24 protein-coding genes are annotated in these 25,287 nt (G+C 63.7%); 5 read left to right on the top strand and 19 right to left on the bottom strand.

Translation table 11 applies throughout. From position 1 onward, the window contains the following. Nucleotides 1–43: 43 nt before the first annotated feature. The 3 genes from ACSQ3E_RS28565 to ACSQ3E_RS28555 all read right to left on the bottom strand — a co-directional run bounded on the left by ACSQ3E_RS28565 (nucleotide 44) and on the right by ACSQ3E_RS28555 (nucleotide 3,279). Complete coding sequence (locus tag ACSQ3E_RS28565; RefSeq protein WP_436125256.1) at nucleotides 44–1,036, bottom strand: Hsp33 family molecular chaperone; 993 nt, start codon at nucleotides 1,034–1,036, stop codon at nucleotides 44–46. A 116-nt stretch (nucleotides 1,037–1,152) separates the two neighbouring features. Continuing rightward, nucleotides 1,153–2,070 carry an ornithine carbamoyltransferase gene (argF, locus tag ACSQ3E_RS28560; RefSeq protein ID WP_310329243.1) on the bottom strand — a complete coding sequence of 306 codons (918 nt, stop codon included), beginning with the start codon at nucleotides 2,068–2,070 and terminating at the stop codon, nucleotides 1,153–1,155. A gap of 15 nt (nucleotides 2,071–2,085) precedes the next feature. Then, complete coding sequence (locus ACSQ3E_RS28555) at nucleotides 2,086–3,279, bottom strand: aspartate aminotransferase family protein (RefSeq protein WP_436125255.1); 1,194 nt, start codon at nucleotides 3,277–3,279, stop codon at nucleotides 2,086–2,088. 354 nt (nucleotides 3,280–3,633) lie between these two features. Here ACSQ3E_RS28555 and ACSQ3E_RS28550 point away from each other — a divergent pair, with 354 nt between their 5' ends. Further along, complete coding sequence (locus tag ACSQ3E_RS28550; RefSeq protein WP_310329238.1) at nucleotides 3,634–4,152, top strand: GcrA family cell cycle regulator; 519 nt, start codon at nucleotides 3,634–3,636, stop codon at nucleotides 4,150–4,152. A 97-nt stretch (nucleotides 4,153–4,249) separates the two neighbouring features. Here the strand turns inward: ACSQ3E_RS28550 and ACSQ3E_RS28545 are convergent, their stop codons facing one another. The 5 genes from ACSQ3E_RS28545 to ACSQ3E_RS28525 form a co-directional block, all read right to left on the bottom strand. Beyond that, a complete protein-coding gene (locus ACSQ3E_RS28545) occupies nucleotides 4,250–5,263 on the bottom strand; it encodes a magnesium and cobalt transport protein CorA (protein WP_310329235.1) in 1,014 nt (337 codons plus the stop codon). Between the two features lie 88 nt (nucleotides 5,264–5,351). Further along, a complete protein-coding gene (gene phoU / locus ACSQ3E_RS28540; RefSeq protein WP_436125254.1) occupies nucleotides 5,352–6,077 on the bottom strand; it encodes a phosphate signaling complex protein PhoU in 726 nt (241 codons plus the stop codon). Nucleotides 6,078–6,246: 169 nt separating this feature from the next. Then, complete coding sequence (locus ACSQ3E_RS28535) at nucleotides 6,247–6,897, bottom strand: SdpI family protein (protein ID WP_436125253.1); 651 nt, start codon at nucleotides 6,895–6,897, stop codon at nucleotides 6,247–6,249. Further along, nucleotides 6,894–7,163: an autorepressor SdpR family transcription factor gene (locus tag ACSQ3E_RS28530; protein WP_436125252.1), complete on the bottom strand. Its 270-nt coding sequence runs from the start codon at nucleotides 7,161–7,163 to the stop codon at nucleotides 6,894–6,896. Before ACSQ3E_RS28530 ends, ACSQ3E_RS28535 begins: the two co-directional genes overlap by 4 nt. A gap of 141 nt (nucleotides 7,164–7,304) precedes the next feature. Beyond that, nucleotides 7,305–8,582 carry an ATP-binding protein gene (locus ACSQ3E_RS28525; protein ID WP_436125251.1) on the bottom strand — a complete coding sequence of 426 codons (1,278 nt, stop codon included), beginning with the start codon at nucleotides 8,580–8,582 and terminating at the stop codon, nucleotides 7,305–7,307. Between the two features lie 98 nt (nucleotides 8,583–8,680). On the opposite strand from ACSQ3E_RS28525, the gene ppk2 reads away from it, so the two are divergent. Further along, nucleotides 8,681–9,619, top strand: a complete 939-nt coding sequence (ppk2, locus tag ACSQ3E_RS28520) for a polyphosphate kinase 2 (RefSeq protein WP_436125250.1) — start codon at nucleotides 8,681–8,683, stop codon at nucleotides 9,617–9,619. A 42-nt stretch (nucleotides 9,620–9,661) separates the two neighbouring features. Here ppk2 and ACSQ3E_RS28515 read toward each other — a convergent pair whose 3' ends face one another. Next, nucleotides 9,662–11,626: a glycosyltransferase family 2 protein gene (locus tag ACSQ3E_RS28515; RefSeq protein WP_436125249.1), complete on the bottom strand. Its 1,965-nt coding sequence runs from the start codon at nucleotides 11,624–11,626 to the stop codon at nucleotides 9,662–9,664. A 363-nt stretch (nucleotides 11,627–11,989) separates the two neighbouring features. Between ACSQ3E_RS28515 and ACSQ3E_RS28510 the strand changes: the two genes are divergently transcribed. Continuing rightward, a complete protein-coding gene (locus ACSQ3E_RS28510) occupies nucleotides 11,990–12,832 on the top strand; it encodes a transporter substrate-binding domain-containing protein (RefSeq protein ID WP_436125248.1) in 843 nt (280 codons plus the stop codon). Nucleotides 12,833–12,846: 14 nt separating this feature from the next. On the opposite strand, the gene ACSQ3E_RS28505 is transcribed toward ACSQ3E_RS28510, so the two are convergent. Beyond that, nucleotides 12,847–13,260, bottom strand: a complete 414-nt coding sequence (locus ACSQ3E_RS28505; protein WP_436125247.1) for a tellurite resistance TerB family protein — start codon at nucleotides 13,258–13,260, stop codon at nucleotides 12,847–12,849. Nucleotides 13,261–13,416: 156 nt separating this feature from the next. Here ACSQ3E_RS28505 and ACSQ3E_RS28500 point away from each other — a divergent pair, with 156 nt between their 5' ends. Then, nucleotides 13,417–15,066, top strand: coding sequence for a lysine--tRNA ligase (locus tag ACSQ3E_RS28500; RefSeq protein WP_310329214.1), 1,650 nt, complete (start codon nucleotides 13,417–13,419; stop codon nucleotides 15,064–15,066). 1 nt (nucleotide 15,067) lies between these two features. Continuing rightward, nucleotides 15,068–15,535: a GNAT family N-acetyltransferase gene (locus ACSQ3E_RS28495; protein WP_436125246.1), complete on the top strand. Its 468-nt coding sequence runs from the start codon at nucleotides 15,068–15,070 to the stop codon at nucleotides 15,533–15,535. A gap of 1 nt (nucleotide 15,536) precedes the next feature. On the opposite strand, the gene ACSQ3E_RS28490 is transcribed toward ACSQ3E_RS28495, so the two are convergent. The 9 genes from ACSQ3E_RS28490 to ACSQ3E_RS28450 all read right to left on the bottom strand — a co-directional run. Next, nucleotides 15,537–16,340 (bottom strand): thermonuclease family protein, encoded by an 804-nt coding sequence (locus ACSQ3E_RS28490; protein WP_436125245.1) that lies wholly within the window; start codon nucleotides 16,338–16,340, stop codon nucleotides 15,537–15,539. Between the two features lies 1 nt (nucleotide 16,341). Beyond that, nucleotides 16,342–16,992: a S24 family peptidase gene (locus tag ACSQ3E_RS28485; protein ID WP_436125244.1), complete on the bottom strand. Its 651-nt coding sequence runs from the start codon at nucleotides 16,990–16,992 to the stop codon at nucleotides 16,342–16,344. Between the two features lie 137 nt (nucleotides 16,993–17,129). After that, on the bottom strand, nucleotides 17,130–17,255 hold the full coding sequence (locus tag ACSQ3E_RS28480; RefSeq protein ID WP_436125243.1) for a hypothetical protein: 126 nt from the start codon (nucleotides 17,253–17,255) through the stop codon (nucleotides 17,130–17,132). Between the two features lie 116 nt (nucleotides 17,256–17,371). Next, complete coding sequence (locus tag ACSQ3E_RS28475; protein WP_436125242.1) at nucleotides 17,372–17,890, bottom strand: thioesterase family protein; 519 nt, start codon at nucleotides 17,888–17,890, stop codon at nucleotides 17,372–17,374. Nucleotides 17,891–17,923: 33 nt separating this feature from the next. Continuing rightward, complete coding sequence (locus ACSQ3E_RS28470; RefSeq protein ID WP_436125241.1) at nucleotides 17,924–20,143, bottom strand: 3-hydroxyacyl-CoA dehydrogenase NAD-binding domain-containing protein; 2,220 nt, start codon at nucleotides 20,141–20,143, stop codon at nucleotides 17,924–17,926. A gap of 22 nt (nucleotides 20,144–20,165) precedes the next feature. Then, nucleotides 20,166–21,374 (bottom strand): acetyl-CoA C-acetyltransferase, encoded by a 1,209-nt coding sequence (locus ACSQ3E_RS28465; protein WP_436125240.1) that lies wholly within the window; start codon nucleotides 21,372–21,374, stop codon nucleotides 20,166–20,168. A 31-nt stretch (nucleotides 21,375–21,405) separates the two neighbouring features. Then, complete coding sequence (locus ACSQ3E_RS28460) at nucleotides 21,406–22,605, bottom strand: acyl-CoA dehydrogenase family protein (protein ID WP_436125239.1); 1,200 nt, start codon at nucleotides 22,603–22,605, stop codon at nucleotides 21,406–21,408. A 36-nt stretch (nucleotides 22,606–22,641) separates the two neighbouring features. Continuing rightward, nucleotides 22,642–24,438, bottom strand: a complete 1,797-nt coding sequence (locus ACSQ3E_RS28455; RefSeq protein ID WP_436125238.1) for an acyl-CoA dehydrogenase — start codon at nucleotides 24,436–24,438, stop codon at nucleotides 22,642–22,644. A gap of 518 nt (nucleotides 24,439–24,956) precedes the next feature. Next, nucleotides 24,957–25,287: TIGR02186 family protein (locus ACSQ3E_RS28450; RefSeq protein ID WP_436125237.1), on the bottom strand; the 331-nt coding region annotated here is incomplete at its 5' end.

The raw sequence follows: 25,287 nt of genomic DNA, 5'->3' as shown, positions 1-25,287 counted from the left end.
GATTGGACCGAGGGTCGGTCAAATCGTGTCGGGCTTGAAGCAACTATTGGACCGGGGCGAACTCCGCAGGGTCGAATTCGTAGGCCTTGGAGCAGAACTCGCAGGCGACGCGGATGACGCCGTCTTCGACGCTGTCGGTGATTTCCTCGGCGGTGAAGCCCTGCAGGATGCCCTTGATCTTCTGGCCCGAGCACGAGCACTCGTCGACCACGCGCACGCCCTCATAGACGACCGCGCCGTGCTCGTGAAACAGGCGGTAGAGCAGCCGTTCGGTGCCGACGGTCGGGTCGATCAGTTCCGTTGGCTCGATGGTGCCGACCAGCGCCAGCAGCTCCTGCCAGGAGTTGTCGTCGGGGTGGACCGCGATATCGCGCTCGTCGCCGTCGCCGCCATGGATGTCGGCCACGCGCCGACGTTCGGGCGAGTCGGGCAGGAACTGCGCCAACAGGCCACCGGCGCGCCAATGCTCGCGCGGGCCGCCTTCAGCCGGCAGCACGAGCTTCGCCACAGACAGCTTTACGTCGGTCGGAATCTGTTCCGACTGGCGGAAATAGGCGCGCGCCGCCTCTTCCAGCGTGATGCCGTTGAGCTCGACGATGCCCTGGTAGCGCGTCGTGTGCTCGCCCTGGTCGATGGTCAGTGCAAGAACACCGCTGCCGAGCAGATCCTCGGGCGAGGTCATGCCGGCCTCGATCGCCGCATCGACACGGTCGGCGTCGAAACGTGCATAGGCGCGCAGCGAGTGCGGCGTGGTGAAGTCGGCGACAAGCATGTCCACCGGCCCGTCGGTGCGGGTCTGGAAGATGAACTTGCCTTCGAATTTCAGCGATGTGCCGAGCAGCACGGTGACCACGCAGGCCTCGGCGAGAAGCCTTGCCACCGGCTCCGGATAGTCGTGCCGACCGAGGATCTGGTCGAGCAGCGGGCCGAGCTGGACGGTGCGGCCGCGCACGTCGAGCGGCTCCACCGCGAATGGAACAACATGGTCGTCGCCGGCGAACCCGAATTCGCCGAGCTTGCGTTCGGTCTCAGTCACTGGAACTTATCCCATCTATAGAGTTCCGCGCCCGGTCGGTCCGCCGACGGTCGCAGAACATGGCTTTGATGATAATTGAATGATCCCGCCCCAGATAGGGTCGCGGGATCACGCATTCAAGCGCCCAGGCACCAGGCGAGCACGGCCTTCTGCGCGTGCAGGCGGTTTTCAGCCTCGTCGAAGACCACCGAGTTCGGGCCGTCGATGACCTCGTCGGTCACCTCCTCGCCGCGATGCGCCGGCAGGCAGTGCATGAACAGGGCATCGGGCTTGGCATGCTTCATCAGGTCGGAGTTGACCTGATAAGGCAGGAACACGTTGTGGCCGCGGGCACGATGCTCCTGGCCCATCGACACCCAGCAGTCGGTGACGATGGTGTCGACGTCGCGAACCGCGTCTTCGGGCGAGCGGGTGATCATCACCTTGCCACCATTGGCGCGGGCCCAGTCGATGTACTTCTGCTCCGGCTCGCTGCCTTCCGGCACCGCTATGTTGACGTTGAAGCTGAAGCGGGCCGAAGCCTCGAGCAACGAGTGCAGCACGTTGTTACCGTCGCCGGTCCAGGCAAAGGTCTTGCCGCGCACCGGGCCGCGATGCTCCTCGAAGGTCAGGATATCGGCCATAAGCTGGCACGGATGGGTGTCGTCGGTCAGGCCGTTGATGACGGGAATTGTCGCATTCTCGGTCAGCTCGAGCAGGCGGTCATGGGCCGTGGTGCGGATCATGATCGCATCGACGTAGCGCGACAGTACCTTGGCGGTGTCGGCGATCGACTCCGAGCGGCCGAGCTGCATCTCGGTGCCGGTCAGCATGATGGTCTCGCCGCCGAGCTGGCGCATGCCAACGTCAAAAGAGATGCGCGTGCGGGTCGACGGCTTGTCGAAGATCATCGCCAGCACCTTGCCCTCCAGCGGCTTCGATCGCTCGCCGGCTTTCAGGCGCGCCTTGCGCACCGCAGCGTCATCGAGAATCCCGCGAAGGTCGCTCCCGGAAAGTGCCGAGAGGTCGGTGAAATGGCGAATCCCGCTGGTCATGTAACTTCCTTGGGTTCAGCCGCCGCTGGCGGCGGCCTTGGAGAGGCTGGCAGCTCCGGCGCGAACGCGCGCGAGCGCCTCTTGGATGTCCGCGTCGCTGGTGGTCAGCGGCGGCAGCAGGCGGATCACATTATCACCAGCCGGCACCGCAAGCAGCTTGTGGTCGCGCAGCGCCATGTTCACCTTGGTGTTGGGCATGGTGCATTTGAGACCGAGCATCAGGCCGGAACCGCGGATGCCCTCGATCACGTCTGGGAACTCGTCGGCGACGGCGGCGAGGCCTTGCTTGATCAGCAGCGCCTTGCGGCTGACCTCGTCGAGGAAACCTTCCTCAAGCACGACGTCAAGGACGGCATTGCCGACAGCCATGGCGAGCGGATTGCCGCCAAAGGTGGTGCCGTGCACGCCGGCGGTCATCGCACTGGCCGCCTCTTCGGTGGCAAGGCATGCGCCCATCGGGAAGCCGCCGCCGATGCCCTTGGCGATCGCCATCAGGTCGGGGTTGATGCCGGCCCATTCATGGGCAAACAGCTTGCCGGTACGGCCGATGCCGCACTGGACCTCGTCGAAGATCAAAAGCAGGCCGTGCTTGTCGCACAGCTGGCGCAAACGCTTCAGGGATGCCGTGGGGAACGGGCGGATGCCGCCCTCGCCCTGTACCGGCTCAAGCAGGATCGCGGCCGTCTCGGGGCCGATCAGCTCCTCTGCAGCATCGATGTCGTCGAAGGCGACCTGGTCGAAGCCTTCAACCTTCGGGCCGAACCCTTCCAGGTATTTGGCCTGGCCGCCGGCGGCGATGGTCGCCAGCGTACGGCCATGGAAGGCACCTTCAAAGGTGATGACGCGGTAGCGCTCGGGATGGCCGTTCACATACTGGTAGCGGCGCGCCGTCTTGATCGCGCACTCCAGCGCTTCCGCACCCGAATTGGTGAAGAACACGCGGTCGGCGAAAGAGTTCTCGGCAAGGCGTTCGCCCAGCCGGCTCTGGCCGGGGATCTGGTACAGGTTGGAGACGTGCCAGAGCTTGGCAGCCTGCTCGGTCAGCGCCTGAACGAGATGCGGATGGCTGTGGCCCAACGAATTCACCGCGATGCCACCAGCAAAATCGAGATATCGCTCGCCGGTTTCGGTGATCAGCCAGGAACCTTCACCTCGCTCGAAAGCCAGAGGTGCACGAGCAAACGTCTCGAAAAGCGCCGAACCGCTCATTATATGTCTCTCCGAACCCGGAAAAATTAAAAAGCCGCCTCAGAGCGGCGGCCTGCGGCTATATCAGGTTTTTCTGCCATGAAGTCAACGAAAACGTCACTTATGCCAGCGCTATCCGAACCACCCGTTGCCGCGTAGCCACGCAATCTCGGCAAGTTGGGGAAAACCACAAAAACCGAATCGTGCTGCCCCCTCGGACTCTTGTCACGGAGTCAGTGCATCGGTAATTGTAATTGAGAAATAACTAGATTTCGTGCGGCGGACATAATCACCGAATAGATGTGGTGTCCAACCGGCTTTGCCCGGACGGAAAAGGATTCCGAGTACTGCGCGTTAAATCAGGAGCACGGTCTCATGAATTGGACTGACGAGCGGGTCGAACTTCTCAGGAAATTGTGGTCGGAAGGTCTGAGCGCAAGCCAGATCGCGGCACAATTGGGCGGCGTCAGCCGCAATGCCGTCATCGGCAAGGTTCACCGCCTGAAATTGTCGAGCCGCGGCCGCGCAACGGCTGCGCCGGCACGCCAGAAGAAGACGACGCAGGCAACGACCGCAACCAAGTCGGTGCAGCGCACCGTCACGACCACGCGCACCGTGACCGCCAGCATCGGCGCCACGGCACTGCAGGCGCAGTTCGAGGTCGAGCCGGTTGCTCGCCAGTACATCCGCCCGGTCGAGAATGTCGTCGTGCCGATCTCGCGTCGACTGCAGTTGGTCCAGCTCAGCGAGCGCACCTGCAAGTGGCCGAACGGCGATCCGCTGAGCGAAGACTTCAGCTTCTGCGGCAACGAAGCCGGCGAGAGCGGCCCTTACTGCGGCTACCACTCGAAGATCGCCTTCCAGCCAGCCTCGGAGCGTCGCCGCTCGCGCTGAGCGAATAGCGAAAAGTACAATTTGAAAGGGCCCCGGATCGCCAAGTGTTCCGGGGCCCTTTCTCTATTCGCTACTCACTATTCCCTATTCGCTCTTCTCACAGCCACCCGTTCTTCCTGAAGCGCCAGTAGAGGATCGAGCAGATCGTCACGATGGCGACCAGCACGGTCGGATAGCCGTATGCGAAATGCAGCTCCGGCATGTCGTTGAAATTCATGCCGTAGATGCCGGCCAGTGCCGTGGGCACTGCCAGGATGGCGGCCCAGGAGGCCAGTTTCTTGGCGATCGCCGTTTCCTGGCTCTGGCCGACCAGCAGGCTCGCCTCGAAGGCGAAGGCCAGCACTTCGCGCAAATTGTCGACCTTTTCCAGCACCGTGCGGATATGGTCGGTGACGTCGCGAAACAGCGGGTGCATCGCCGGGCGTAGTTGCGGCAGGTCGGCGCTGGTCAGGCGGCGGCAGACCTCGACCAGCGGGCCGGCGGCATTGCGCAGGCGCAACAGGTCGCGCCGCAGCATGTAGAGCCGCTCGATGTCCTTTGACGTCATCGGCCGCGCAAGCACGCCGTCCTCGATGACGTCGACCTCTTCCTCGATCTGCTCGAGCACCGGCATGTAGTTGTCGACGATGAAATCGAGGATCGCATAGAGGATGAAATCCTCGCCCTTGGCCAGCGCACTCGGACAGCTTTCCCAATGCTGGCGGACGGCGGCATAGGATGTCGACACGCCGTGGCGCACGCTGACGATGTAGCCCTTGCCGACGAACATATGCGTCTCGCCGAAATTCACCCGGCCCTGCACCAGCTGCGCCGTGCGCGCGACGATGAACAAGGCATCGCCATATTGCTCGATCTTGGGGCGCTGGTGCGGATGCTCGGCATCCTCGATGGCGAGGTCATGCAGGCTAAACTGCCGCTGCACCCTGAGCAGCAGCTCGCGGTCCGGCTCCAGCAGGCCGATCCACACGACGTGGCCTTCCTTGGCCGCCCAGAGGCCGGCTTCTTCGATGGGGATATCGGCGATGCGGCGGCCACCGAAATAGACGCTGGACGCGACAACGCCGCCTTCCAGCTCGGGGTCCTTGTCGAACTTCCTGGCAAGTTCGGTCATGCTGCACCCCTGCGGGGATCAGCCCCGCCGATCGGAGACTATTCTAAACCTTCACCACGCAGCGCAGAAGAGCCTGTCGCCACGTGGTTCAGTTGGTCTTTCCTTCGCCTTCCAGCGTCACGCGATGGCTCTTGTCTTCCTTGGGACGCTCGGGCGGCATCTGCTCGCCGGTGACGATGTAATAGATCGTCTCGGCAATGTTGGTGGCGTGGTCGCCGATGCGCTCGATGTTTTTGGCCACGAACAGCAGATGCGTGCACGGCGTGATGTTGCGCGGATCTTCCATCATGTAGGTCAAAAGCTCGCGAAACAGCGAGGTGTACATGGCGTCGATCTGCTCGTCGCGATCACGCACGAAGCCGATGCGCTCGACCGAACGCGAGGCGTAGACGTCGAGCACTTCCTTGAGCTGGGTCAGCGCAAGCTCCGCCAGCGCTTCGAGACCGCGGAACAGGCTGTTGGGCTGCCGGCCCTCGGCAACGGCGGTGACGCGCTTGGCGATGTTCTTGCCGAGGTCGCCGACACGCTCGAGATCGGCCGAAATGCGGATCGCGCCGACGATCTCGCGCAGGTCGGTCGCCATTGGCTGGCGCCGGGCGATGATCAGGATCGCCTTGTCGTCGATCTCGCGCTGGGCCTCGTCGAGCACGATATCGTCCTGGATCACCCTCTGGCCAAGTGCCGGGTCGGCATTGACCAGGGCGGCAATCGCCTGGTCGACCATGCGCTCGGCCTGGCCACCCATCGCAGCGATCTTCCGCGCCAGAAATTTCAGCTCGTCGTCGTAGGCACTGACTATGTGTTGTGACTGCATGGCCGAATGATCTTTCGTCGTTCCCTGCCCGGGAATCGTGTTCCTGAATCTAGGGCTTTAAGCTAGCCGCATGACGGAAAAAAGAAACCGGCGAAGGATTTAGCGAAGGCGCGACAAAAATCTTCCGCTACGGCACAGCGGAAAGATCGTTTTGCCGGCTTCAGCGCAATCATCGCGTGTGATTGGCCAACCGGTAACTGTAGATGCCACCCACAAGCAGCGGCACCAGGAACGCCGCCAGCAGTGCAACGATCAACCAGGTCGGGTGCTGCACCAGCAAGGCGCAGACCACCAGCACGATCCCGCCGGCAACGAACAGCATGCCGGTCAGCCGCTGCGTCGCGCGCCAAAGGGCGGGATCGTTCATGATCCACGGCAAGCGCACGCCGGCGATGGCATTGGGCTGCGTCTTGGGCATGACGTTGCCCAGCAGTACCAGCATGACGCCGAGGCAAAGCGTGATGACACGCACCATCTGGTCCGGGTAGCCAAGGCCGATCAGCACGATCGAGCTCTGGATCGCCAGCATCAGCCCCGTCATGACCGGTATGACAGTCGCAAAGGCATGCTTGCTCGACGCGATCTGCTCCGGCCCGGCGCGGTTGCCGATGAAAGCCATAAGCGCAGACAGCACGACAGCCGCCACCGGTGCCATCAGCAGGGCGCTGTCGCGCGGCCAGAATGCATCGGCCTCGCCGCTCGGCCCCCAATGGATCGGCAACATCATGCCCGCCGGCACCAGCAGGTAGCCGGCAAGCGTGACGGCAACGAGTGCCGCGGCAAGTGCCAGGTTGATGCGCGAAAACAGGGCCTGTTTCATGTTTCCGGGTCCTTCAGGCTGAGAAGCCCGGCCAGGGCCTCTTCGAGGATCGATGTGTTGAGGTGGTAGATCAGGCTCGTGCCACGCCGTTCGACGGCGACCAGCTCGGCCTCCTTGAGCTTGTTGAAATGCACCGACAGCGTCGGCTTGGTCAGGTCGAAATGCCCGGCAAGGTCACCCGCGCTCAGCGGCCCGTTCTTGAGCAGCGCCAGGATCCGCCGCCGGACTGGATGTGAAAGAGCCTCGAAGATCGCATTGATGCCCATCTGGCCGCCGCTGATTGTGCCTGCCTTTATTTAGAAATTCTTCTAATTAGAGTCAACACGAATTATTGAGACGCGTTGCGACAACCGTCCGCTCGTATCGGGCGGTCGATGCGGCCAACGCCAGGCGAGCTTGCTTGCCGTTCAGGCGACGGGGAAATGCACCGTGAAGGCCGAACCCTCGCCCAGCTTCGAGCGGATCGACAGCCTTGCGCCGTGCCGCGTCAGGATGTGCTTGACGATCGACAGGCCGAGGCCGGTGCCCTTCTGGGCACGGCTGGTCTCGACATCGACGCGGTAGAAGCGTTCGGTGACGCGCGGGATATGCTCTTCCGGGATGCCCGGGCCGAAATCGCGGACGGTGACCTCGAGCTCGGCTTCGCTGCCCTGCCCGACACGCCGCATCATCACCTGCACGCGCCCGCCCGACTGGCCGTATTTGCAGGCGTTTTCGAGCAGGTTCTGGAACACCTGGAACAGCTCGTCGCGATCACCGTGAACCTCGAACGGCCCGTCGCCGAAATCGCGTTCGACAACCACGCCGGTCTCGCCGGCCAATGGACCGAGCGAAGCGATGACGGCTTCCACCGTCTGGCGCAAGTCGACCCGGACGCCGGGCTTGAGATAGGGCTTCATCTCCAGCCGCGACAGCGACAGCAGGTCGTCGATCAGGCGCGCCATGCGTCCGGTCTGATTCTGCATGATCTGCAGGAACTGGTCGCGCGCATTGGGGTCGTTGCGGGCCGGACCGCGCAGCGTCTCGACGAAGCCGGCAATCGAGGCGAGCGGCGTGCGCAATTCATGGCTGGCATTGGCGATGAAGTCGGCGCGCATGCGGTCAATGCGGCGCGCCTCGCTCTGGTCCTTGAACGCCAGCACGAACAGCCCGGTGCCGCGCCCGACCGCCGAGGCGGTGACGCGGTAGACCCGCTCGAACGGCACACGCTCGACATAGTCGGTGGTCTGCCCGTTGCCTTCGCCGGCCAGCACCGCCTCGATCAGCACTTGCATCTCGGGCGCACGGAACTTCAGCAGCAGCGGCAGCTCAGGCCGGATCGCGCCGAAGGCGGTCTCGGCCGCCGCATTGGCGTGCACCACCGTGCCGTCGCGATCGAAGATGATCAGCGGATCGGCGACTGCTGCCGCCAGCTTTTCACCCGACAGCCTGTCGAGCGGCGAGCGGTCGATGCCTGCGCTGGCCTCGGCCAGCCGACGGGCTGCTGGTGTGCGCGGCGCAACGAGCGCGAACAACGCCAGAGCTGCGATCGTACCAACCGTGAAGGGCATGGAGACGCCGCCGAAGAAATGAACGGCAAGAACAGCAAGGATCGCCGCGGCCAGCATCCAGCGGTTCTGGTACAGCCGGCCGACCCCGATCCGCGCCGTGCGCCTTGCCTTCGTCTGCGTGGTGGTCTCTGCCATACGAATGTTTCCGGCGCCGCAGCACCTGCAAGAAGCCTCTGGACCGCTTCCAAGCCACCCAATAGCATGACTTGCCGAGCTGGAAAGGTGCCGAGGTCATGAAAAAAGACAAGGAAAGCAAGAAGGACAACGCCGCCGGCGCGGCGGTCAAGGTCGATGCGGCGCCCGTCGCCGGCCCGGTCGAGATCAAGATCGGGAAGGACGAGCGCAGCTTCGACATCAACGACCCCACTCTGCCGGACTGGATTGACAAGAAGGCGCTGACGTCGGGCCACTACCCCTATGACGACAAGCTGCCGCAGAAGGAATACGAGCAGACGATCGAGCAGTTGCAGATCGAACTGGTCAAGCTCCAGGCCTGGATGCAGGCCAGCGGCAAGCGCGTGCTCATCCTGTTCGAAGGCCGCGACGCCGCCGGCAAGGGCGGCACCATCGCCGCCGTGCGCGAATACATGAACCCACGTACCGCGCGCAACGTGGCGCTGACCAAGCCGACTGAGACCGAGCGCGGCCAATGGTACTTCCAGCGCTATGTCCAGCAGTTCCCGACCTCGGGCGAGTTCGTCACCTTCGACCGCTCCTGGTACAACCGCGCCGGCGTCGAGCCGGTCATGGGCTTCTGCACGCCCGAACAGCACCGCCAATTCCTCGACGAGACGCCGAACTTCGAGAAGATGATCGTCAACGAGGGCATCCATTTCTTCAAGTTCTGGCTCGACATCAGCCAGGAGATGCAGCTCAAGCGTTTCCACGACCGGCGCCACAGCCTGCTCAAGAGCTGGAAGTTCTCGCCGATGGACATCGCCGGCATCAGCAAGTGGGATGACTACACCAAGGCGCTGAACCTGATGGTCGAAAAGACCCACACCCAGCATGCGCCTTGGATCGTCGTCCAGGCCAACGACAAGCGTCGCAGCCGCATCGCCGTCATCCGCCACATCCTGCGTGCGCTGACCTATGACGGCCGCGACCTCGACGCCATCGGCCGGCCCGACGGCAAGATCATTGCCGAAGGCATGAAGTTCCTGAAGGACTGAAGCGCCTGACAGGCCAAGGCTCCTGAAGGCCCCTATGACCTGTCAGGCAAAGGCCCTTGCGCGACGCCGCCGATGCGGTGTCTTCGCCCAATGGTGCGGCCGCCGCCAAAGCTCATAGAGCGCGCACCATGCCGCCCATGACAGCATCGTCCAGTAGACCGGCGTGTACAGGCACAACCTCCAGAAGCCGCGGCGGTCTTTTGGCTTCAGCGAAAGCCAGCCCAGAACGAGGAAAGCGCCATAGCCGAGCAGGATGCTGATCACGTCGAAGACGACGAGATAGGATTCCCACAGCCCCATCGGAACATCGAACAGGATCTGCACCGCCAAGCCGACAAGCAGCGCGATCAGAACCAGGTGCAGCAATGATGACAGCACCATTCCGGCAAACAGGATCTGGGTGACAACAAAGGACACCCCGGGCAGCTCAGCCGCAAGCGTGCGGGGTTCGCGCATATGCACCAGCCAGGTCTGCATCCAGCCCTTGAACCAGCGCACCCGTTGCCGGTGCCACGTGGCGATGTCTTCGGGCGCGTCTTCCCGGGTGGGGCATGACAGCGTCTCGCAGCGATAGCCGTAGCGGGCGAGCCGCAGCCCCAGATCGGCATCCTCGGTAACGTTGTAGGGGTCCCAACCGCCGATCTCTTCCAGCACGTCGCGGCGGAAATGGTTGGAGGTGCCGCCAAGCGGCAACATGATCTGGTTGTGCGCAAGCCAGGGCAGAAGACCGCGAAACAGCGCCGCATATTCGAAGCCGAACATGTTGGCGATCATGTTCGCGCCGCGATTGGAGATCTCGAGCGGCGCCTGCAGGCAAGCGAGGTCCGGACCGGCGGCGGCGAAACGCTGCCATGCCTCGGCAAGCTGCATCGGATGCGGCCGGTCTTCGGCATCATAGAGCACGATGACCTCGCCGCGCGCCAGCGGCAAGGCATAGGCCAGCGCCTTGGGCTTCGTGCGCGGCAATGATGGCGGCACCAGCACGACCTCGACATTGCCGCGCAGCGGATGCGCAGTAATGGCTGCGATAGTTTCGGCATCATCAGCCTCGCAGATCAGCTTGATCTCAAGCTTGCTGCGCGGCCATTGCAGCTTGCTGAGCCCGACCAAAAGTTCGGGCACCACCTCCGCCTCGTTGTAGAGCGCCACCAGCACCGAATAGACCGGCAAGCGCGGTGAAAGCGGCAACGAGATCGGCGAGGGCCTTGCCAATGGCCGCCAGACGGCTGCGATGGCGCGCAACGCCGCGCAAGCGATGAAGACGCTGACCAGCAACAGGTGCAGGACAAACAGAGCCAGCATCGGCATCGTGGCAAAAGCCGCCGGCAAGAGCACGGTCAGCATGCCGAGACTGTAGCTCTGCCATGGCCAGAAGACGTTGCGGGCCGAGCAGTCCGGCCACCGGTCGTACAGATTGGCCAGCGCGAACCGCGTCAGCATCGGTCGCGCGTGCACCAGCAAGGCCGCACGCAGCACCGAAGGCGCGACAACCTTGATGCGGCGATTGAAATCGGCGCTGGCGATGCGCTTCTTCAGCCTGCTCCAGCCATCCTGATCGGGCGCGACGAGCAGGCTGTATCGCCCCGGTGCCTCATACAGCTTGGCAACCATGACGCGGCCGCCGGGGTCGAACTGCGCCCAGCACGCCCTGTCGTCCATGATCAGGCGGCGCGGGTCGACCGATTTCAGATAGCTAGCGCCGGTCTCCTGTGCCATCGCGGCAAAATAGGCCCGCTCGGATACAAAACCCGAGACCAGAAGCTCTGCCTGGAAAGTGGTACCATGGAAGGCGGCGCGTGATGCGATGGCCAGACGTTGGGAATCGGAAACGCTGAGCCGGTCGAGCACAGCCTGCAACTCCGGCAGGGATGCCAACGCTGCGTCATAGGCATCGGCGCCGTTGTCGTTAGCTTCGACAAAAGCCTGGGCTCCGATGGGCGCGTGATACGGGATGGGTGCAGAAAAAGCGGGGCGGATGGTCGCGTGACTGGAGTCAACCGCAACCATCACGCACCCACGGCCTGCGAGCCGTAAATTTGGATACTACGACAGTAATCGAACCAAGCCACGCCAGCTGTATCAGACAGCCCGCACGCGTAAGTGCGTCCTCCCCAAGGCGACCGGTCCAGTTCCATTGCAACACCCCCATGCTGCAATTCCCCGAGGCCGATATATGCATATTAGCCCTTTTGAGGCCATGCCCCGAACGGGTGAGACGCCGACTAATTAATATAAATTGTTGTTTTCGACTCGGGGCTTGCGTCCCTTGTCGTGCATTGTTTCACAATCGCTTTGCTTGCGCGCGATGACGACGTAAAAGCTTCTGCAGAGATCACCGCGACACGCGGCAACTGAAGGCCCGGAGCAGCCATGAACCCCGTATCGCTGATGCTTGCGATCGTCATATCGCTTGCAGCACTGCTTGGTCCGGCCCGATCGGCCGAACCGCAGGTGCCGGTGCTGTGGGACAGCAAGGAGCGGCTGCCGAAGCCGGATTTGTCGACGCTGCCGCGCCTGCGCTTCCTGACCACCACCGATTTCCCGCCCTTCAACTTCATCGACAAGGCCGGCCGTCTGTCGGGCTTCCATGTCGACCTCGCCCGCGCCATCTGCGCCGAATTGGGCATTGCCGAAAAATGCCAGATCCAGGCCCTGCCCTGGAACGAACTCGGCGGCGCGCTGAACTCAGGCGAAGGCGAAGCGCTCATCGCGGGCGTGCCGGCGACGGCCGAGACGCGCGAAAAATACGCCTTCTCGCGGCCTTATCTCCAATTCCCAGCCCGTTTCATCATGAAAAAGGCGCAAGCCGTCACCGAGCCGCTGGTCGACAAGCTGCGCGACAAGCGCGTCGGCGTGCTTGCCGGCTCGGCCCATGAGCGCGTGCTCAGGGATTATTTTGGCAATGTGAAGGTCGTCACCTACGCCAAGCCGGACTGGCTCAACACCGACCTCAAGGACGGCAAGCTCGACGCGGTCTTCGGCGACGGCATGCGCTTGTCTTTCTGGCTGAGCGGGACCGATGCCGCCGGCTGCTGCCGCTTTGCCGGCGGGCCATACCTTGCGCCGGAGTATCTCGGCACCGGACTCGCGATCGCGACAAGGCCGGACAATGCCGCCCTGGCCACAGCCTTCGACTACGCGCTGCACGAAATCTCGGCCAAGGGCACCTTCGCCGAGCTTTATCTCAGGTATTTCCCGGTCAGCTTCTTTTAAGCGATCCGGCCGGATCAGGTCAGCGTGCGGTGGCGGGCCTTGGTGGCGCGCTCGATCGCAGCGACAGTCAGCGCGTCGACGCTCAGGTGATGGCGCAGGCGCTGCAGGATGCGCACCTCCTCCATCCGCATTTCGAGATCGACAGTCGCCACCTCGAAGGCCGCCGCGTAGGCGGTGTCGTGCAGCCGCTCCGGAATTGCCCTGCGCGCCAGTTCGAGCGCGCCTTCCAGCCCCGGCTCCTCATGCAGCAGTTCCTGGCAGTCCTGGGCGACCGCGATCAACCGCTTGTGGTCAAAATCCATGAAGACAGGCCATGACTTGACCACCTCGCCGATCCGCGCCAGCTCGACATCGGTCATGTCGCGGTCGGAAGCTGAGGTGATGACCATCAGATAGATCAGCGCCTCGTGGGCGGTCGGCAAGGGCATGGAGGTCTCCAAAGCGTTGAATGTCGCCCGAACTTAGGAACGCTGTCCCGCCACTGCAACGAAAAATGGCCGGAATCGTTGACGCCCGCGGCATGCGCGCATAGAGCATGGCCGTCTTCGGCGGAAACTCCGCCCAACAATCAAAGGGCCCTCGACATGACGAGATCAAACATCATCGATCTCAACCCCGAACTTCTCGCGGCAGCGGCTGAAAGCAAAGCCTGGCCGTTCGAGGAGGCCAAAAAGATCGTCGAGCGCTACAAAGGCAAGGAATTCCCCGAAACCGTCCTGTTCGAGACCGGCTACGGCCCGTCCGGCCTGCCGCATATCGGCACCTTCGGCGAAGTGGCGCGCACCACCATGGTGCGCCACGCCTTCCACGTGCTGACCGAAGGCAAGGTCAAGACGAAGCTCCTGTGCTTCTCCGACGACATGGACGGCATGCGCAAGATCCCCGACAACGTGCCGGACCGTGCGTTCCTCGAGCCGCATCTGCACAAGCCGCTGACGGCAGTGCCCAATCCCTTCGGTGGCGACTACGCCAGCTTCGGCGACCACAACAATGCGATGCTCTGCCGCTTCCTCGATACCTTCGGCTTCGAGTACGAGTTCGCCAGCGCGACCGAGTACTACAAGGCCGGCAAGTTCGACGCGATGCTGCTGCGCGCCGCCGAGCGCTACGACCAGATCATGGCGGTGATGCTGCCGACGCTGGGCGAGGAACGCCAGGCGACCTACAGCCCGTTCCTGCCGATCTCGCCCAAGAGCGGCCGCGTGCTCTACGTGCCGATGAAGCATGTCGACGCCAAGGCCGGCACCATCACCTTCGACGACGAAGGCACCGAAACCACGCTTGAGGTCACCGGCGGCAAGGTCAAGCTGCAGTGGAAGCCTGATTTCGGCATGCGCTGGGCAGCGCTCGGCGTCGATTTCGAAATGTTCGGCAAGGATCACCAGACCAACGCCGTCATCTACGACCGCATCTGCAACCTGCTTGGTGGCCATGCGCCGGAGCATTTCGTCTACGAGCTGTTCCTCGACGAGAACGGCCAGAAGATCTCGAAATCGAAGGGCAACGGCCTGACCATCGACGAATGGCTGACCTACGCGCCGACCGAGAGCCTCGGGCTCTATATGTACCAGCGCCCGCGCCAGGCCAAGAAGCTCTATTTCGACGTCATTCCGCGTGCCGTCGACGAGTACTACACTTTCCTCTCCGCCTATCCGCGGCAGGAGTGGAAGGAGCGGCTGGGCAATCCGGTCTGGCACATGCATGATGGCAACCCGCCCATCGTCGACATGCCGGTGCCGTTCTCGATGCTGCTCAACCTGGTCAGCGCCTCCAACGCGCACGACAAGGCGGTGCTGTGGGGCTTCATCTCGCGCCATGCGCCTGGCGTGACGCCCGAGACGCATCCCGAGCTCGACAAGCTGACCGGCTATGCCGTCCGCTACTTCGACGATTTCGTGAAGCCGACCAAGACTTTTCGCGCGGCCGACGAGGTCGAACGCGAAGCGCTGGCGACACTCGAAAAGACGCTCGGCGCCCTGCCGGCAGGCGCCGATGGCGAAGCGATCCAGAACGCCTCGCTCAACGTCGCGCGCCAGATCGAGCGCTACCAGGATCACACCAAGAAGAGCCCGGAAGGCGGCCCAGGCGTTTCGGGCGCCTTCTTCCAGATGATCTACCAGGTGCTGATCGGCCAGGAACGCGGTCCCCGCTTCGGCTCGTTCGCAGCGCTCTACGGCATCGCCGAAACCCGGGCGCTGATCACCAAGGCGCTGGAAGGCAAGCTGGCGGCCTGACGTGACATCAGCCGGCGCGACCGCGGCATTCAGCTTCGCGCCGACCCAGGAACCTGATTTCGAGCGCCTGTTCGAGATCAGGCTTCTTGCGATGCGGCCGAGCCTGGAACGCATCGGCCGCTTCGATCCCGAGCGGGCGCGCGCCCGCTTTCGCGACACGTTCCGCCCCAAGCATACGCGCCTGATCCTCGACCTGGCCGAACGGCTGACCGGCTGCGTCGCCTTCGGCCCGCATGACGGCGCGCTCTTGCTCGAACATTTCTATCTCGCGCCGGAAGCGCAGGGGCGTGGTGTCGGCAGCGCCGTGTTACGATGCCTGATGAGCGAGGCCGATGCGTCAGCCAAAGCGATCCGCCTCGACGTGTTGCGCGGCAGCGACGCCAAGCGCTTCTACGAGCGCCATGGCTTCGTCGAAACCCATCGCGACGAGTTCGACATCTATCTGGAGCGGTTGCCCGAGCGCGCCTGAGCTATTGCGCCGGCGCTTCAGCCGCCGGCTCGGACGGCGGCGGCTCGACTGCGGGCAGGCTCGATCCCACCGGCGTCAGCGTCATCTCGATGCGGGTCGGCACCGGTCCGTAGATGCCTTTCTTGTCGGCCTCGGCCTTCTGCCCCGCCTCGGCATAGGGGCCACCGCCCTCGGCCTTTGCCCAGCCATTGGCCACCAGCCATTCGCCGACATCCTGCTTGCCTATGCGGCAGCGGGCAACGATCACGCCGCGCTCGGATTGGGGCGGCACGTCACAGACCACGGCGCGCGAGCGCAGGAAGCCGCGAAACGCCGTCCGCGCACGCGTGCCGCAGTTCCATTCCTTGCCCTCAAAGGTGCAGTTTTCGCCGGCATCGACCGGGGTCACCCCCGCTATCGCCACACTGAAGCCCTTGGCCTCGATCAGGCCCGCGGCCGATGCCACCGGCTGGAACAGCGTCGTGCCGTCCCAATCGTCCGGCATCTTGGGCTTGGGCGGCAGCGCCAGGCTGAGCTCGCTCAATGGTGGGCGCGGCGCCTCGCGCACGAGATCGCCCTGCTCGAGCGGCGGCGGCACAATATCCTCCGGTGCGACCGGGCGCGACGCCACGTCGGCATCAAGCGTCTCAGGCTCGACCGCCGATGTGCTGCCTTCTTCCGGCGGCGGCATCTCAGGAAGATCGCTTTCGTCGATGACGTCGATCTCTGGCGCCTCGATCGCGGCGAGCCTCTGTCCGCCCGTGGTGACGAGCAAGGCCGCGATGCCGAACCCCGCGGCGGCGACTGCTATGGCTGCCGGACGCACCTTACTGGCTCGCCCAGACGATGCGCGCCACCCATTCGACCTCGTGGGTCTGGAAACGCCGGATCGGATGCTCGGGGTTGAGCGACACCAGTTCGATGATGCCTTGCGTCTGGCGCTCCAGCACCTTGGCCATGACCTCGCCCGAGATCGTCTTGACCACCACGCGGTCGCCCTTGCGCACGATAGCACCCGGCTCGACGATCAGCACGTCGCCGTTGCGGTAGAGCGGCAGCATCGAGTCGCCCTGCACTTCGAGCGCGTAGGAACTCTCGGTGGCGCGCGCCGGAAGCTCGATCAGGTCCCAGCCCTGGCCTGCGGGAAAACCGGCATCGTCGAAGAAGCCGCCGGCGCCTGCCTGCGCGAAGCCGAGCAGCGGCACGCCGGCCGCTCGTTCCCGCACCTTGGCCTTGTTGACCGTTCGCACCGGCTCGACGAAACCCAGGAACTCCTCGAGCGAGGAATTGGTCGCCTCGATGATCTTGGCCAGCGACTCTGTCGAAGGCCAGCGTGGCCGTCCATCGACCGACTGGCGCTTGGATTTGTTGAACGCCGTCGAGTCGAGCCCGGCCTTCTTGGCGAGGCCCGACGCCGAAAGCGAATAACGCTCGGCGAGAGCATCTATCGCGGCCCAGACACGTTCATGCGAGAGCATGGCGCTCCCCTTCGGACAGGAAAAAATACCTTTCGGCATTTAACCACGACTGTCGCCATTGTCCACCGCCAATGCGGACGGACAGCACGCAGACGCCGATGCGCCACGCAGCAATGACATGCAAGCCGATGAAAAAATCAGCCCGCCAGTGCGGCCATCGCCGCCGGCAGGCCCTTCCTCAAATCGTCGGCATTCATGACGGGGATCATGTCGACATTGGCGTTGAAGCCGAAGAAGAAGAAGCGCTCGGCGACCATCGGCATGTGCGGTGCGCCGCCCGCCCTCGGCGGTGAAATAGGCGGCCTCCGGCTTGAGCTCGGCCATGACGCGTTCAATGGCCTGGGGCAGCGAGCCGTCTTGATTCAAGCCAGAAGCGTCATCAGTCCTTCGACTTGGCCAGCGTGCGCAGGCCCTTGTGCGAGGCGATGAAGATGCTCTCTTCCTCGCTGGCGCCGCGCGGGGTGATGTCGGCGCCGAGTTCGCGCACCAGGTCGTCGATCTGCACAAAGCGGCGGTTGGCCCGGTCGTAGACGCCGGCGCTGGTCATGATCAGGGCCGCCGTCTCGCCATTTTCAAGTACGAAGCGGTGCTTGCCGATCACCTCGGAGCCACTCCAGGTCTCGATCGAGGACACCACCTCGAAGCGCTTCCACAGCCTGATCTCGCGCACGAACACCGTCTGCAGGCCACCCAGCATCGGCGCCCAGCCACGCTTTCGGGCAAGCTCGATCAGGCCCGAGCGCATGAAGATGTCGATGCGGCCGACATCGGCCAGCATCATGTAGCGCGCATTGTTGAGATGCATGTTGAAGTCGATGTCGGTCGGCAGGCAGCGGAACGACAGCCGGCCCTCATCGCCAAAACGGTAAGGGCCGCGACGAGCTTTCGTCGCGGCCATGCGTGCCAGTCTTGCCCAGACGTACACTGTGCGTCAGGCCGCCTTCTTTTCCTCTGCCTTCGCGTAAGGATCGAAGCGCTGGTAGAAGGTCTCGCCCTTGTCAGCCATGTCGATCAGCAGCTTGGGTGCCTTGAACTCGGCGCCGTACTTCTTCTGCAGGTCCTTGGCGATCTTGACGAACTTCTTGGCGCCGATGCCGTCTATGTAGGACAGCGCACCGCCGGTGTAGGGCGCGAAGCCGAAGGCGAGGATCGAGCCGACATCCGCCTCGCGCGGGTCAGTGACGATGCCCTCTTCCATCACGCGCACCGCTTCGAGTGCGATGACCGACAGCAGGCGCTGCTTGATCTCCTCGACGTCGACCTTCTCCGGAGCAAGCTGCGGATAGAGGTCCTTCAGGCCGGGCCACAGCTTCTTCTTCGCCGGCTTGGCCGGATAATCGTAGAAGCCCTTGGCGTTCTTGCGGCCGAGGCGGCCATGGGTGTCGACCATAGTGTTGATCAGCGCCATCTGGCGCGGGTCAACGGCCTTTTCGCCGAGATCCCGGATGGTCTGCTTCATGATCTTCTGGGCGAGGTCGACGGCGGTCTCGTCGGTCAGCGCCAGCGGGCCTACCGGCATGCCGGCAGCCTTGGCGGCGTTTTCGATCATCGCCGCCGGCACGCCTTCGATCAGCATCTTGAAGGCTTCCGACATATAGCGCAGCACGCAACGGTTGACGTAGAAGCCGCGCGTGTCGTTGACGACGATCGGCGTCTTCTTGATGGCGCGGACGAAGTCCATCGCCACCGCGAGCGCCTTGTCGCCGGTCTTCTTTCCCATGATGATCTCGACCAGCATCATCTTGTCGACCGGCGAGAAGAAGTGGATGCCGATGAAGTTCTTCGGCCGCACCGAATTCTTGCCAAGCGAGGTGATCGGGATTGTCGAGGTGTTGGAGGCAAACACTGCCGACGACTTGAGCACGGCTTCCGCCCTCTCGGTCGTGACCTTCTTGACTTCCGAGTCCTCGAACACCGCCTCGACCACGAGGTCGCAGCCGGCGAGATCGGCATAGTCGGCGCTCGGCGTGATCAGCGACAGCAGCTTCTCGCGTTCTTCCGGCTTGGCGCGGCCCTTCTTGACCTGATCGGAGATCAGGCTGTCGGAGTGCGCCTTGCCCTTGTCGGCCGATTCCTGGTCGCGATCGACCAGCACCACCGGGATGCCGGCCTTGGCCGTGACATAGGCAATGCCCGCACCCATGAAGCCGGCGCCGATGATGCCGATCTTCTTGAACTTGGTGTCTGCGATGCCTTCGGGACGGCGCGCGCCCTTGTTCAGCTCCTGTAGCGACACGAACAGCGAGCGGATCATCGCCGCCGCTTCCTTGGTCTGCATGATCTCGGTGAAGTAGCGCTGCTCGATGCGCAGGCCGGTGTCGAACGGCACCAGCAGGCCTTCATAGACGCATTTCAGGATCGCGGTCGCGGCCGGGTAGTTGCCATAGGTCTCGCGGCGCAGGATGGCGATTGCCGGCGGCCAGAGATTGGCGCCCGCGCCCGAATAGACCGGACCGCCCGGCAGCTTGAAGCCCTTTTCGTCCCAGGGCTGGACCGGCTTCAGGCCGTTCTTGATCATGGCCTTGGCGGTCTCGATCAGCTTCTTCGGCTCGGCGATCTCGTGGATCAGGTTCATGCCCTTCGCCTTCTGCGGCGACAGCGTCTGGCCCGAGGTCAGCATCTGCAGCGCCGACTGCGGGTCGGCAAGCCTCGGCACGCGCTGGGTGCCGCCGGCGCCCGGGAAGATGCCGACCTTCACTTCCGGCAGGGCCATCTTGACCTTGTCCGAGTCAGCCGCGACGCGGCCGTGGCAAGCCAGCGACAGTTCAAATGCGCCGCCCATGCAGGTGCCGTTGATCGCCGAGACCCACGGCTTGCCTGAGGTTTCGAGCTTGCGCCACAGCGCGCCCATGCGCCCGGCGTTGTCGAACAAAAGCTTGGCCGCCTTTTCCGGGTCCTTGGATTTCTCCTTGGCATAGATGCCGAGCATCTTCTGCAGCATGGTAAGGTCGGCACCGCCGGAGAAAGTCTCCTTGCCCGAGGTGATGACGGCGCCCTTGATGCCGGCGTCGGCGACGACCTGGTCGATGATCTTGTCGAGCTCGCCCATCACCTCTTCGGTGAAGACGTTCATCGAGCGGTCGGGCATGTTCCAGGTGACGAGCGCGATGCCATCGGCGTCGGTTTCGACCGTGAAGTTCGTGTAGGTCATGTCTGTCTCCTTCCGGCCGAAATCAAACGCGTTCGATGATCGTTGCGGTGCCCATGCCGGCGCCGATGCACAGCGTCACCAGAGCAGTGTTGAGATTGCGGCGCTCCAACTCGTCGAGCACGGTGCCGAAGATCATCGCGCCGGTGGCACCCAGCGGGTGACCCATGGCGATGGCGCCGCCATTGACGTTGATCCTGTCGTGCGGGATCTCGAAGGCCTGCATGTAGCGCAGCACCACCGAGGCGAAGGCCTCGTTGAGCTCGAACAGGTCGATGTCGGAGATCTTCATCTTGGCGCGCTTGAGCAGCTTCTCGGTGACGTCGACCGGACCGGTCAGCATCATCGCCGGCTCCGAGCCGATGTTGGAGAAGGCGCGAATGCGGGCGCGCGGCTTGAGGCCCATGGTCTTGCCGGCCTTCTTCGAGCCAAGCAGGACGGCGGCCGCACCGTCTACGATGCCGGACGAATTGCCGGCATGGTGGACGTGGTTGACCTCTTCGAGTTCGGGATAGCGCTGCACAGCGACCGCGTCGAAGCCGCCCATTTCGCCGGGAATGACGAAGGACGGCTGCAGCTGGCCGAGCGACTGCATGTCGGTGGTCGGGCGCATGTGCTCGTCATGGGCGAGGATGGTGAGGCCGTTCTGGTCCTTGACCGGCACCACCGACTTCTTGAAGTAGCCCTTCTCCCAGGCCTTGGCGGCGCGCTTCTGGCTCTCGACGGCATAACCGTCGACGTCGTCGCGCGAGAAGCCATATTTGGTGGCGATCAGGTCGGCGGAGACGCCCTGCGGCATGAACCAGGCCGGCATGCCGACCGAGGGATCCATGAACCAGGCGCCGCCCGACATGCCCATGCCGACGCGCGACATCGATTCCACGCCGCCCGCGATGACGATCTCGTCGGCGCCCTGGGCGATCTTGGCCGCGCCGAAATTGATGGCGTCGAGGCCCGACGCGCAGAAGCGCGAGATCTGCATGCCCGGTGCCTTGTTGTCGTAGCCGGCCTCGAAGGCGGCCGAGCGTGGGATCACCGAGCCGGCCTCGCCGACGGGATCGACGCAGCCGAAGATGATATCGTCCACCTCACCGGTGTCGAAGCCGTTGCGGTCGCGCAGCGCTTCCAGCACCTTGGCGCCGAGGCGAACCGCCGGAACCTCATGCAGCGATCCATCCTTCTTGCCCTTGCCGCGCGGCGTGCGCACGGCGTCATAGACAAAAGCGTCAGCCATTTTCTTGCTCCTTGGTTTCCGGATCGGCTGCTCAGAGCGAGCGCGCGATCAGCAACTTCATGATCTCGTTCGTACCGCCGTAGATGCGCTGCACGCGGGCGTCGCGATACATGCGGGCGATCGGGTATTCGTTCATATAACCATAGCCGCCGAACAATTGCAGGCACTCGTCGACGATCTTGCACTGCAGGTCCGACAGCCAATACTTGGCCATCGAAGCAGTTACCGGATCGAGCCCGCCGGAAATGTGACGGGTGACGCAGTCATTGTAGAAAACCCTGCCGATCGTCGCCTCGGTCTTGAGTTCGGCCAGCTTGAACTGGGTGTTCTGGAAGTCGAGGATCGCCTTGCCGAAGGCCTTGCGGTCCTTGACGTAGTCGATGGTCACGGCCAGCGCGCGCTCGATCATGGCGATGGCGCCGGTGCCGATCTCCAGCCGCTCCTGCGGCAGTTGCTGCATCAGCTGGACGAAACCCTGGCCTTCTTCCTGCCCCAGCAGGTTGGAGGTCGGCACGCGAACGTCGTTGAAGAACAGCTCGGAGGTGTCGTTGGCCTTGAGCCCGATCTTGTCGAGGTTGCGGCCGCGCTCGAAACCGTCGACCTCGTCGGTCTCGACGACGATCAGCGAGGTGCCCTTGGCGCCCTTGGACGGATCGGTCTTGGTCACGACGATGACCAGGTTCGCCAGCTGGCCGTTGGTGATGAAGGTCTTCGAGCCGTTGATCCGGTACTGGTTGCCGTCCTTCTCGGCGCGCGTCTTGACGCCCTGCAGGTCGGAGCCGGCACCCGGCTCGGTCATGGCGATGGCGCCGATCAGCTCGCCGGTCGCCATCTTGGGCAGCCACTTCTTCTTCTGCTCTTCCGAGCCATAGTGAAGGATATAGGGTGCGACGATGGCATTGTGCAGGGCGATGCCGAAGCCGTCGACGCCGACATGGCCGATCGCCTCGATGATCGCGCTCTCATGGGCGAATGTGCCGCCCGAGCCGCCATATTCCTCGGGCATCGAGGCGCAGAGCAGGCCGGCCGCACCGGCCTTTTGCCAGGCCGCGCGGTCGACGATCTCGTTCTTCTCGTAGCCGTCGTAATGCGGCAGGATCTCTTCCGACATGAAGCGGTGCGCCATGTCGTAGAGCATCGCCACGTCTTCCCCGGCCCAGGCGGGCTTGGGCAGTCCCAGAACATCTGCAGGAATTGTCGCCACGATCTCCTCCGCGTTTCGACGCCGCATTTGCGAGGCGGCCGCGAACGGCCGCCAGGTCTTCGATCAAAACGCCTCCGCGGCGAGCGCCATCATCGTCGCCGAGCCGGTCGACAGGCGCGCGAGATGCGCCGAGGTCTCGGGCATGACGCGCTCCATGAAGTAGCGGCCGGTCACCAGCTTGGTCTCATAGAAATCGGCCGAACCGTTGGCACCGGTCGCCAGCTTGTCCTGTGCGGTCTTGACCATCCGGCCCCACATGTAGCCAAGCGCCACGAGGCCGAAGAGATGCATGTAATCGGTCGAGGCCGCACCCGCATTGTCCGGATTGGCCATGCCGTTCTGCACCAGCCACATGGTCGCCGCCTGCAGGTCGTTCAAACCCTTCTTCAGCGCCTTGGTGTAGGGCGCCATCTGCTCGTCGCCACGATTGGCCTCGCAGAACTCGCCGACTTCCTTGAAGAAGGCCTGCACGGCGCGGCCGCCATTGAGGCCGAGCTTGCGGCCGACAAGGTCGAGCGCCTGCACGCCATTGGCGCCTTCATAGATCATGGCGATGCGGGCATCGCGCACGAACTGGCTCATGCCGTGCTCTTCGATGTAGCCGTGGCCGCCAAACACCTGCTGCGCCATCACGGCATGCTCGAAGCCCTTGTCGGTGAGCACGCCCTTCACGATCGGGGTCATCAGGCCCATGTGGTCGTCGGCAGCCTGGCGCTCGGCGCCGTCCTCGGAACGGTGGGCGACGTCGGAATTGATGGCGGTCCACAGCACCAGTGCCCGGCCGGCCTCGTTGAAGGCCTTCATGGTCATCAGCTTACGGCGGATGTCGGGGTGGACGATGATCGGATCGGCCTTCTTGTCAGGCGCCTTCGGCCCGGTCAGCGAGCGGCCCTGGATGCGGTCCTTGGCGTAGGCGACGGCGTTCTGGTAGGCGATCTCGGAAACCGCCAGGCCCTGCAGGCCGACGCCGAGGCGGGCCTCGTTCATCATCGTGAACATCGCCTTCAGGCCGCCATTGGCCTCGCCGATCAGGAAGCCCTCGGCCTCGTCATAGTTCATGACGCAGGTCGAGTTGCCGTGGATGCCCATCTTCTCCTCGATCGAGCCGCACGACACCGCATTGCGGATGTCGGGATTGCCAGATGCGTCGAGCTTGAACTTCGGCACGATAAACAGCGAGATGCCCTTCACGCCCTCGGGCGCGCCCTCGATGCGGGCCAGCACCAGATGGATGATGTTCTCCGACATGTCGTGTTCGCCGGCCGAGATGAAGATCTTCTGGCCGGAAATCTTGTAGGAGCCGTCGCCGTTCGGCACGGCCTTGGAACGCAGCAGGCCAAGATCGGTGCCGCAATGCGGCTCCGTCAGGTTCATGGTGCCGGTCCAGGTACCCTCGACCATCTTCGGCAGCCAGGTCGCCTTCTGCTCGTCCGAACCATGCACGAGGATCGCGGCCATCGCACCCTGGGTCAGGCCGGGATACATCATCAGCGCCATGTTGGCCGCCGACATGTATTCGCCGACCGCCGAGTGAACAGTGTAGGGCAGCCCCTGGCCGCCATGCTCGACCGGCACGGCCAGGCCCATCCAGCCGCCCTCGCGATACTGGTCGAAGGCTTCCTTGAAACCCTTGGGCGTGGTGACCGAGCCGTCGTCGTTGCGGACGCAGCCTTCCATGTCGCCAACGCGGTTGAGCGGATGCATGACGTTTTCGGCGAGCTTGGCGCCCTCGGCGAGGATCGCTTCCAGCACGTCGGGGCTGGCGTCGGAGAAACCGGCAAGGTTGCTGTAGCGCTCGTAGCCGAGCACGTCATTCAGCACAAAAAGGGTGTCTTGGACCGGCGCGCGAAATGTCGGCATTGCTCTTCCTCCAGCAAATGTGAGCCGGTTCCGGCCAGACGGTATGCGACGGGGAACCGCTTGTCGAACCGCGATTAGCAAAAATTGACGTTTGCGTAAACGTCAATTTTTGTGAATCCGCAGTTCGGAGCAAATTTCGGTGTGTTTTGATGTTCTTGGGAGGTCGTTGGTGCTGCGAGGAGCGTGGCTTTGGGGGGGGATCTGACGTCTTCGATGTCACGGCATGGATCCCCGGGTCTCCGCAGTCGCTGCGCTCCCTGCTCCGCCCGAGAATGACGAAGAGGCAAAGGTTGTCGCCAACGTCTGCGCTCTGGGCAGACGGCAGCGAAGAACCGAGCACTCGTGGCGAAGCCCCATGCCGTCGTCATCCTCGGGCGGAGCAGAAGCGAAGCGAACTGCGGAGACCCGGGGATCCATGCCTTGACAGTGAGGACACCAGAAACGGTGCAGGATACGCCTGCCGCACTGGAGGCAGCAGGCAATGGCTAGGCTGATCGGTGTGCCGGGCAGCCTTCCGATCAATCCTTCCTGAACACGATCCTTCCGAGCCATCCTGTGAGCATGGCGAGGCCGATGGCGAAGAGGCCGTAGCCGAAGCCGTGGTCGGTGGCGAAGCGGTAGATTGTCTGCTCGAAGCCCGACTTGACGATGGCGAGCTGGGCCGAGGTTTCCTTGATGAAGATGCCGTTGCGAAACAGGAAGGCACGCGCCTTGTGGGTGCCGACCGGCACGTTGGGAGCAAGGTGCAGCGTGGCGCGGAACAGGCTCTGCGACAAAAACTGCACGCCGCCGATATTGTCGGAGTAGAGCCCGGTCGCCAGCTTGCGCTCGCGCAGCGCCTCGGTGAAT

Origin of the sequence: Aminobacter sp. LjRoot7 (assembly GCF_964252895.1) — a bacterium.
Taxonomy (GTDB): domain Bacteria; phylum Pseudomonadota; class Alphaproteobacteria; order Rhizobiales; family Rhizobiaceae; genus Aminobacter; species Aminobacter aminovorans_B.
This window is presented reverse-complemented; position numbering and strand designations above follow the sequence as displayed.

What these genes read in the sequence shown, in the direction of transcription:
- argF (WP_310329243.1), bottom strand. Translation starts at nt 2,070, where the DNA reads ATGACCAGCGGGATTCGCCATTTCACCGACCTCTCGGCACTTTCCGGG.
- ACSQ3E_RS28555 (WP_436125255.1), bottom strand. Translation starts at nt 3,279, where the DNA reads ATGAGCGGTTCGGCGCTTTTCGAGACGTTTGCTCGTGCACCTCTGGCT.
- ACSQ3E_RS28550 (WP_310329238.1), top strand. Translation starts at nt 3,634, where the DNA reads ATGAATTGGACTGACGAGCGGGTCGAACTTCTCAGGAAATTGTGGTCG.
- ACSQ3E_RS28545 (WP_310329235.1), bottom strand. Translation starts at nt 5,263, where the DNA reads ATGACCGAACTTGCCAGGAAGTTCGACAAGGACCCCGAGCTGGAAGGC.
- phoU (WP_436125254.1), bottom strand. Translation starts at nt 6,077, where the DNA reads ATGCAGTCACAACACATAGTCAGTGCCTACGACGACGAGCTGAAATTT.
- ACSQ3E_RS28535 (WP_436125253.1), bottom strand. Translation starts at nt 6,897, where the DNA reads ATGAAACAGGCCCTGTTTTCGCGCATCAACCTGGCACTTGCCGCGGCA.
- ACSQ3E_RS28530 (WP_436125252.1), bottom strand. Translation starts at nt 7,163, where the DNA reads ATGGGCATCAATGCGATCTTCGAGGCTCTTTCACATCCAGTCCGGCGG.
- ACSQ3E_RS28525 (WP_436125251.1), bottom strand. Translation starts at nt 8,582, where the DNA reads ATGGCAGAGACCACCACGCAGACGAAGGCAAGGCGCACGGCGCGGATC.
- ppk2 (WP_436125250.1), top strand. Translation starts at nt 8,681, where the DNA reads ATGAAAAAAGACAAGGAAAGCAAGAAGGACAACGCCGCCGGCGCGGCG.
- ACSQ3E_RS28515 (WP_436125249.1), bottom strand. Translation starts at nt 11,626, where the DNA reads ATGGTTGCGGTTGACTCCAGTCACGCGACCATCCGCCCCGCTTTTTCT.
- ACSQ3E_RS28510 (WP_436125248.1), top strand. Translation starts at nt 11,990, where the DNA reads ATGAACCCCGTATCGCTGATGCTTGCGATCGTCATATCGCTTGCAGCA.
- ACSQ3E_RS28505 (WP_436125247.1), bottom strand. Translation starts at nt 13,260, where the DNA reads ATGCCCTTGCCGACCGCCCACGAGGCGCTGATCTATCTGATGGTCATC.
- ACSQ3E_RS28500 (WP_310329214.1), top strand. Translation starts at nt 13,417, where the DNA reads ATGACGAGATCAAACATCATCGATCTCAACCCCGAACTTCTCGCGGCA.
- ACSQ3E_RS28485 (WP_436125244.1), bottom strand. Translation starts at nt 16,992, where the DNA reads ATGCTCTCGCATGAACGTGTCTGGGCCGCGATAGATGCTCTCGCCGAG.
- ACSQ3E_RS28480 (WP_436125243.1), bottom strand. Translation starts at nt 17,255, where the DNA reads ATGCCGATGGTCGCCGAGCGCTTCTTCTTCTTCGGCTTCAACGCCAAT.
- ACSQ3E_RS28475 (WP_436125242.1), bottom strand. Translation starts at nt 17,890, where the DNA reads ATGGCCGCGACGAAAGCTCGTCGCGGCCCTTACCGTTTTGGCGATGAG.
- ACSQ3E_RS28470 (WP_436125241.1), bottom strand. Translation starts at nt 20,143, where the DNA reads ATGACCTACACGAACTTCACGGTCGAAACCGACGCCGATGGCATCGCG.
- ACSQ3E_RS28465 (WP_436125240.1), bottom strand. Translation starts at nt 21,374, where the DNA reads ATGGCTGACGCTTTTGTCTATGACGCCGTGCGCACGCCGCGCGGCAAG.
- ACSQ3E_RS28460 (WP_436125239.1), bottom strand. Translation starts at nt 22,605, where the DNA reads ATGCGGCGTCGAAACGCGGAGGAGATCGTGGCGACAATTCCTGCAGAT.
- ACSQ3E_RS28455 (WP_436125238.1), bottom strand. Translation starts at nt 24,438, where the DNA reads ATGCCGACATTTCGCGCGCCGGTCCAAGACACCCTTTTTGTGCTGAAT.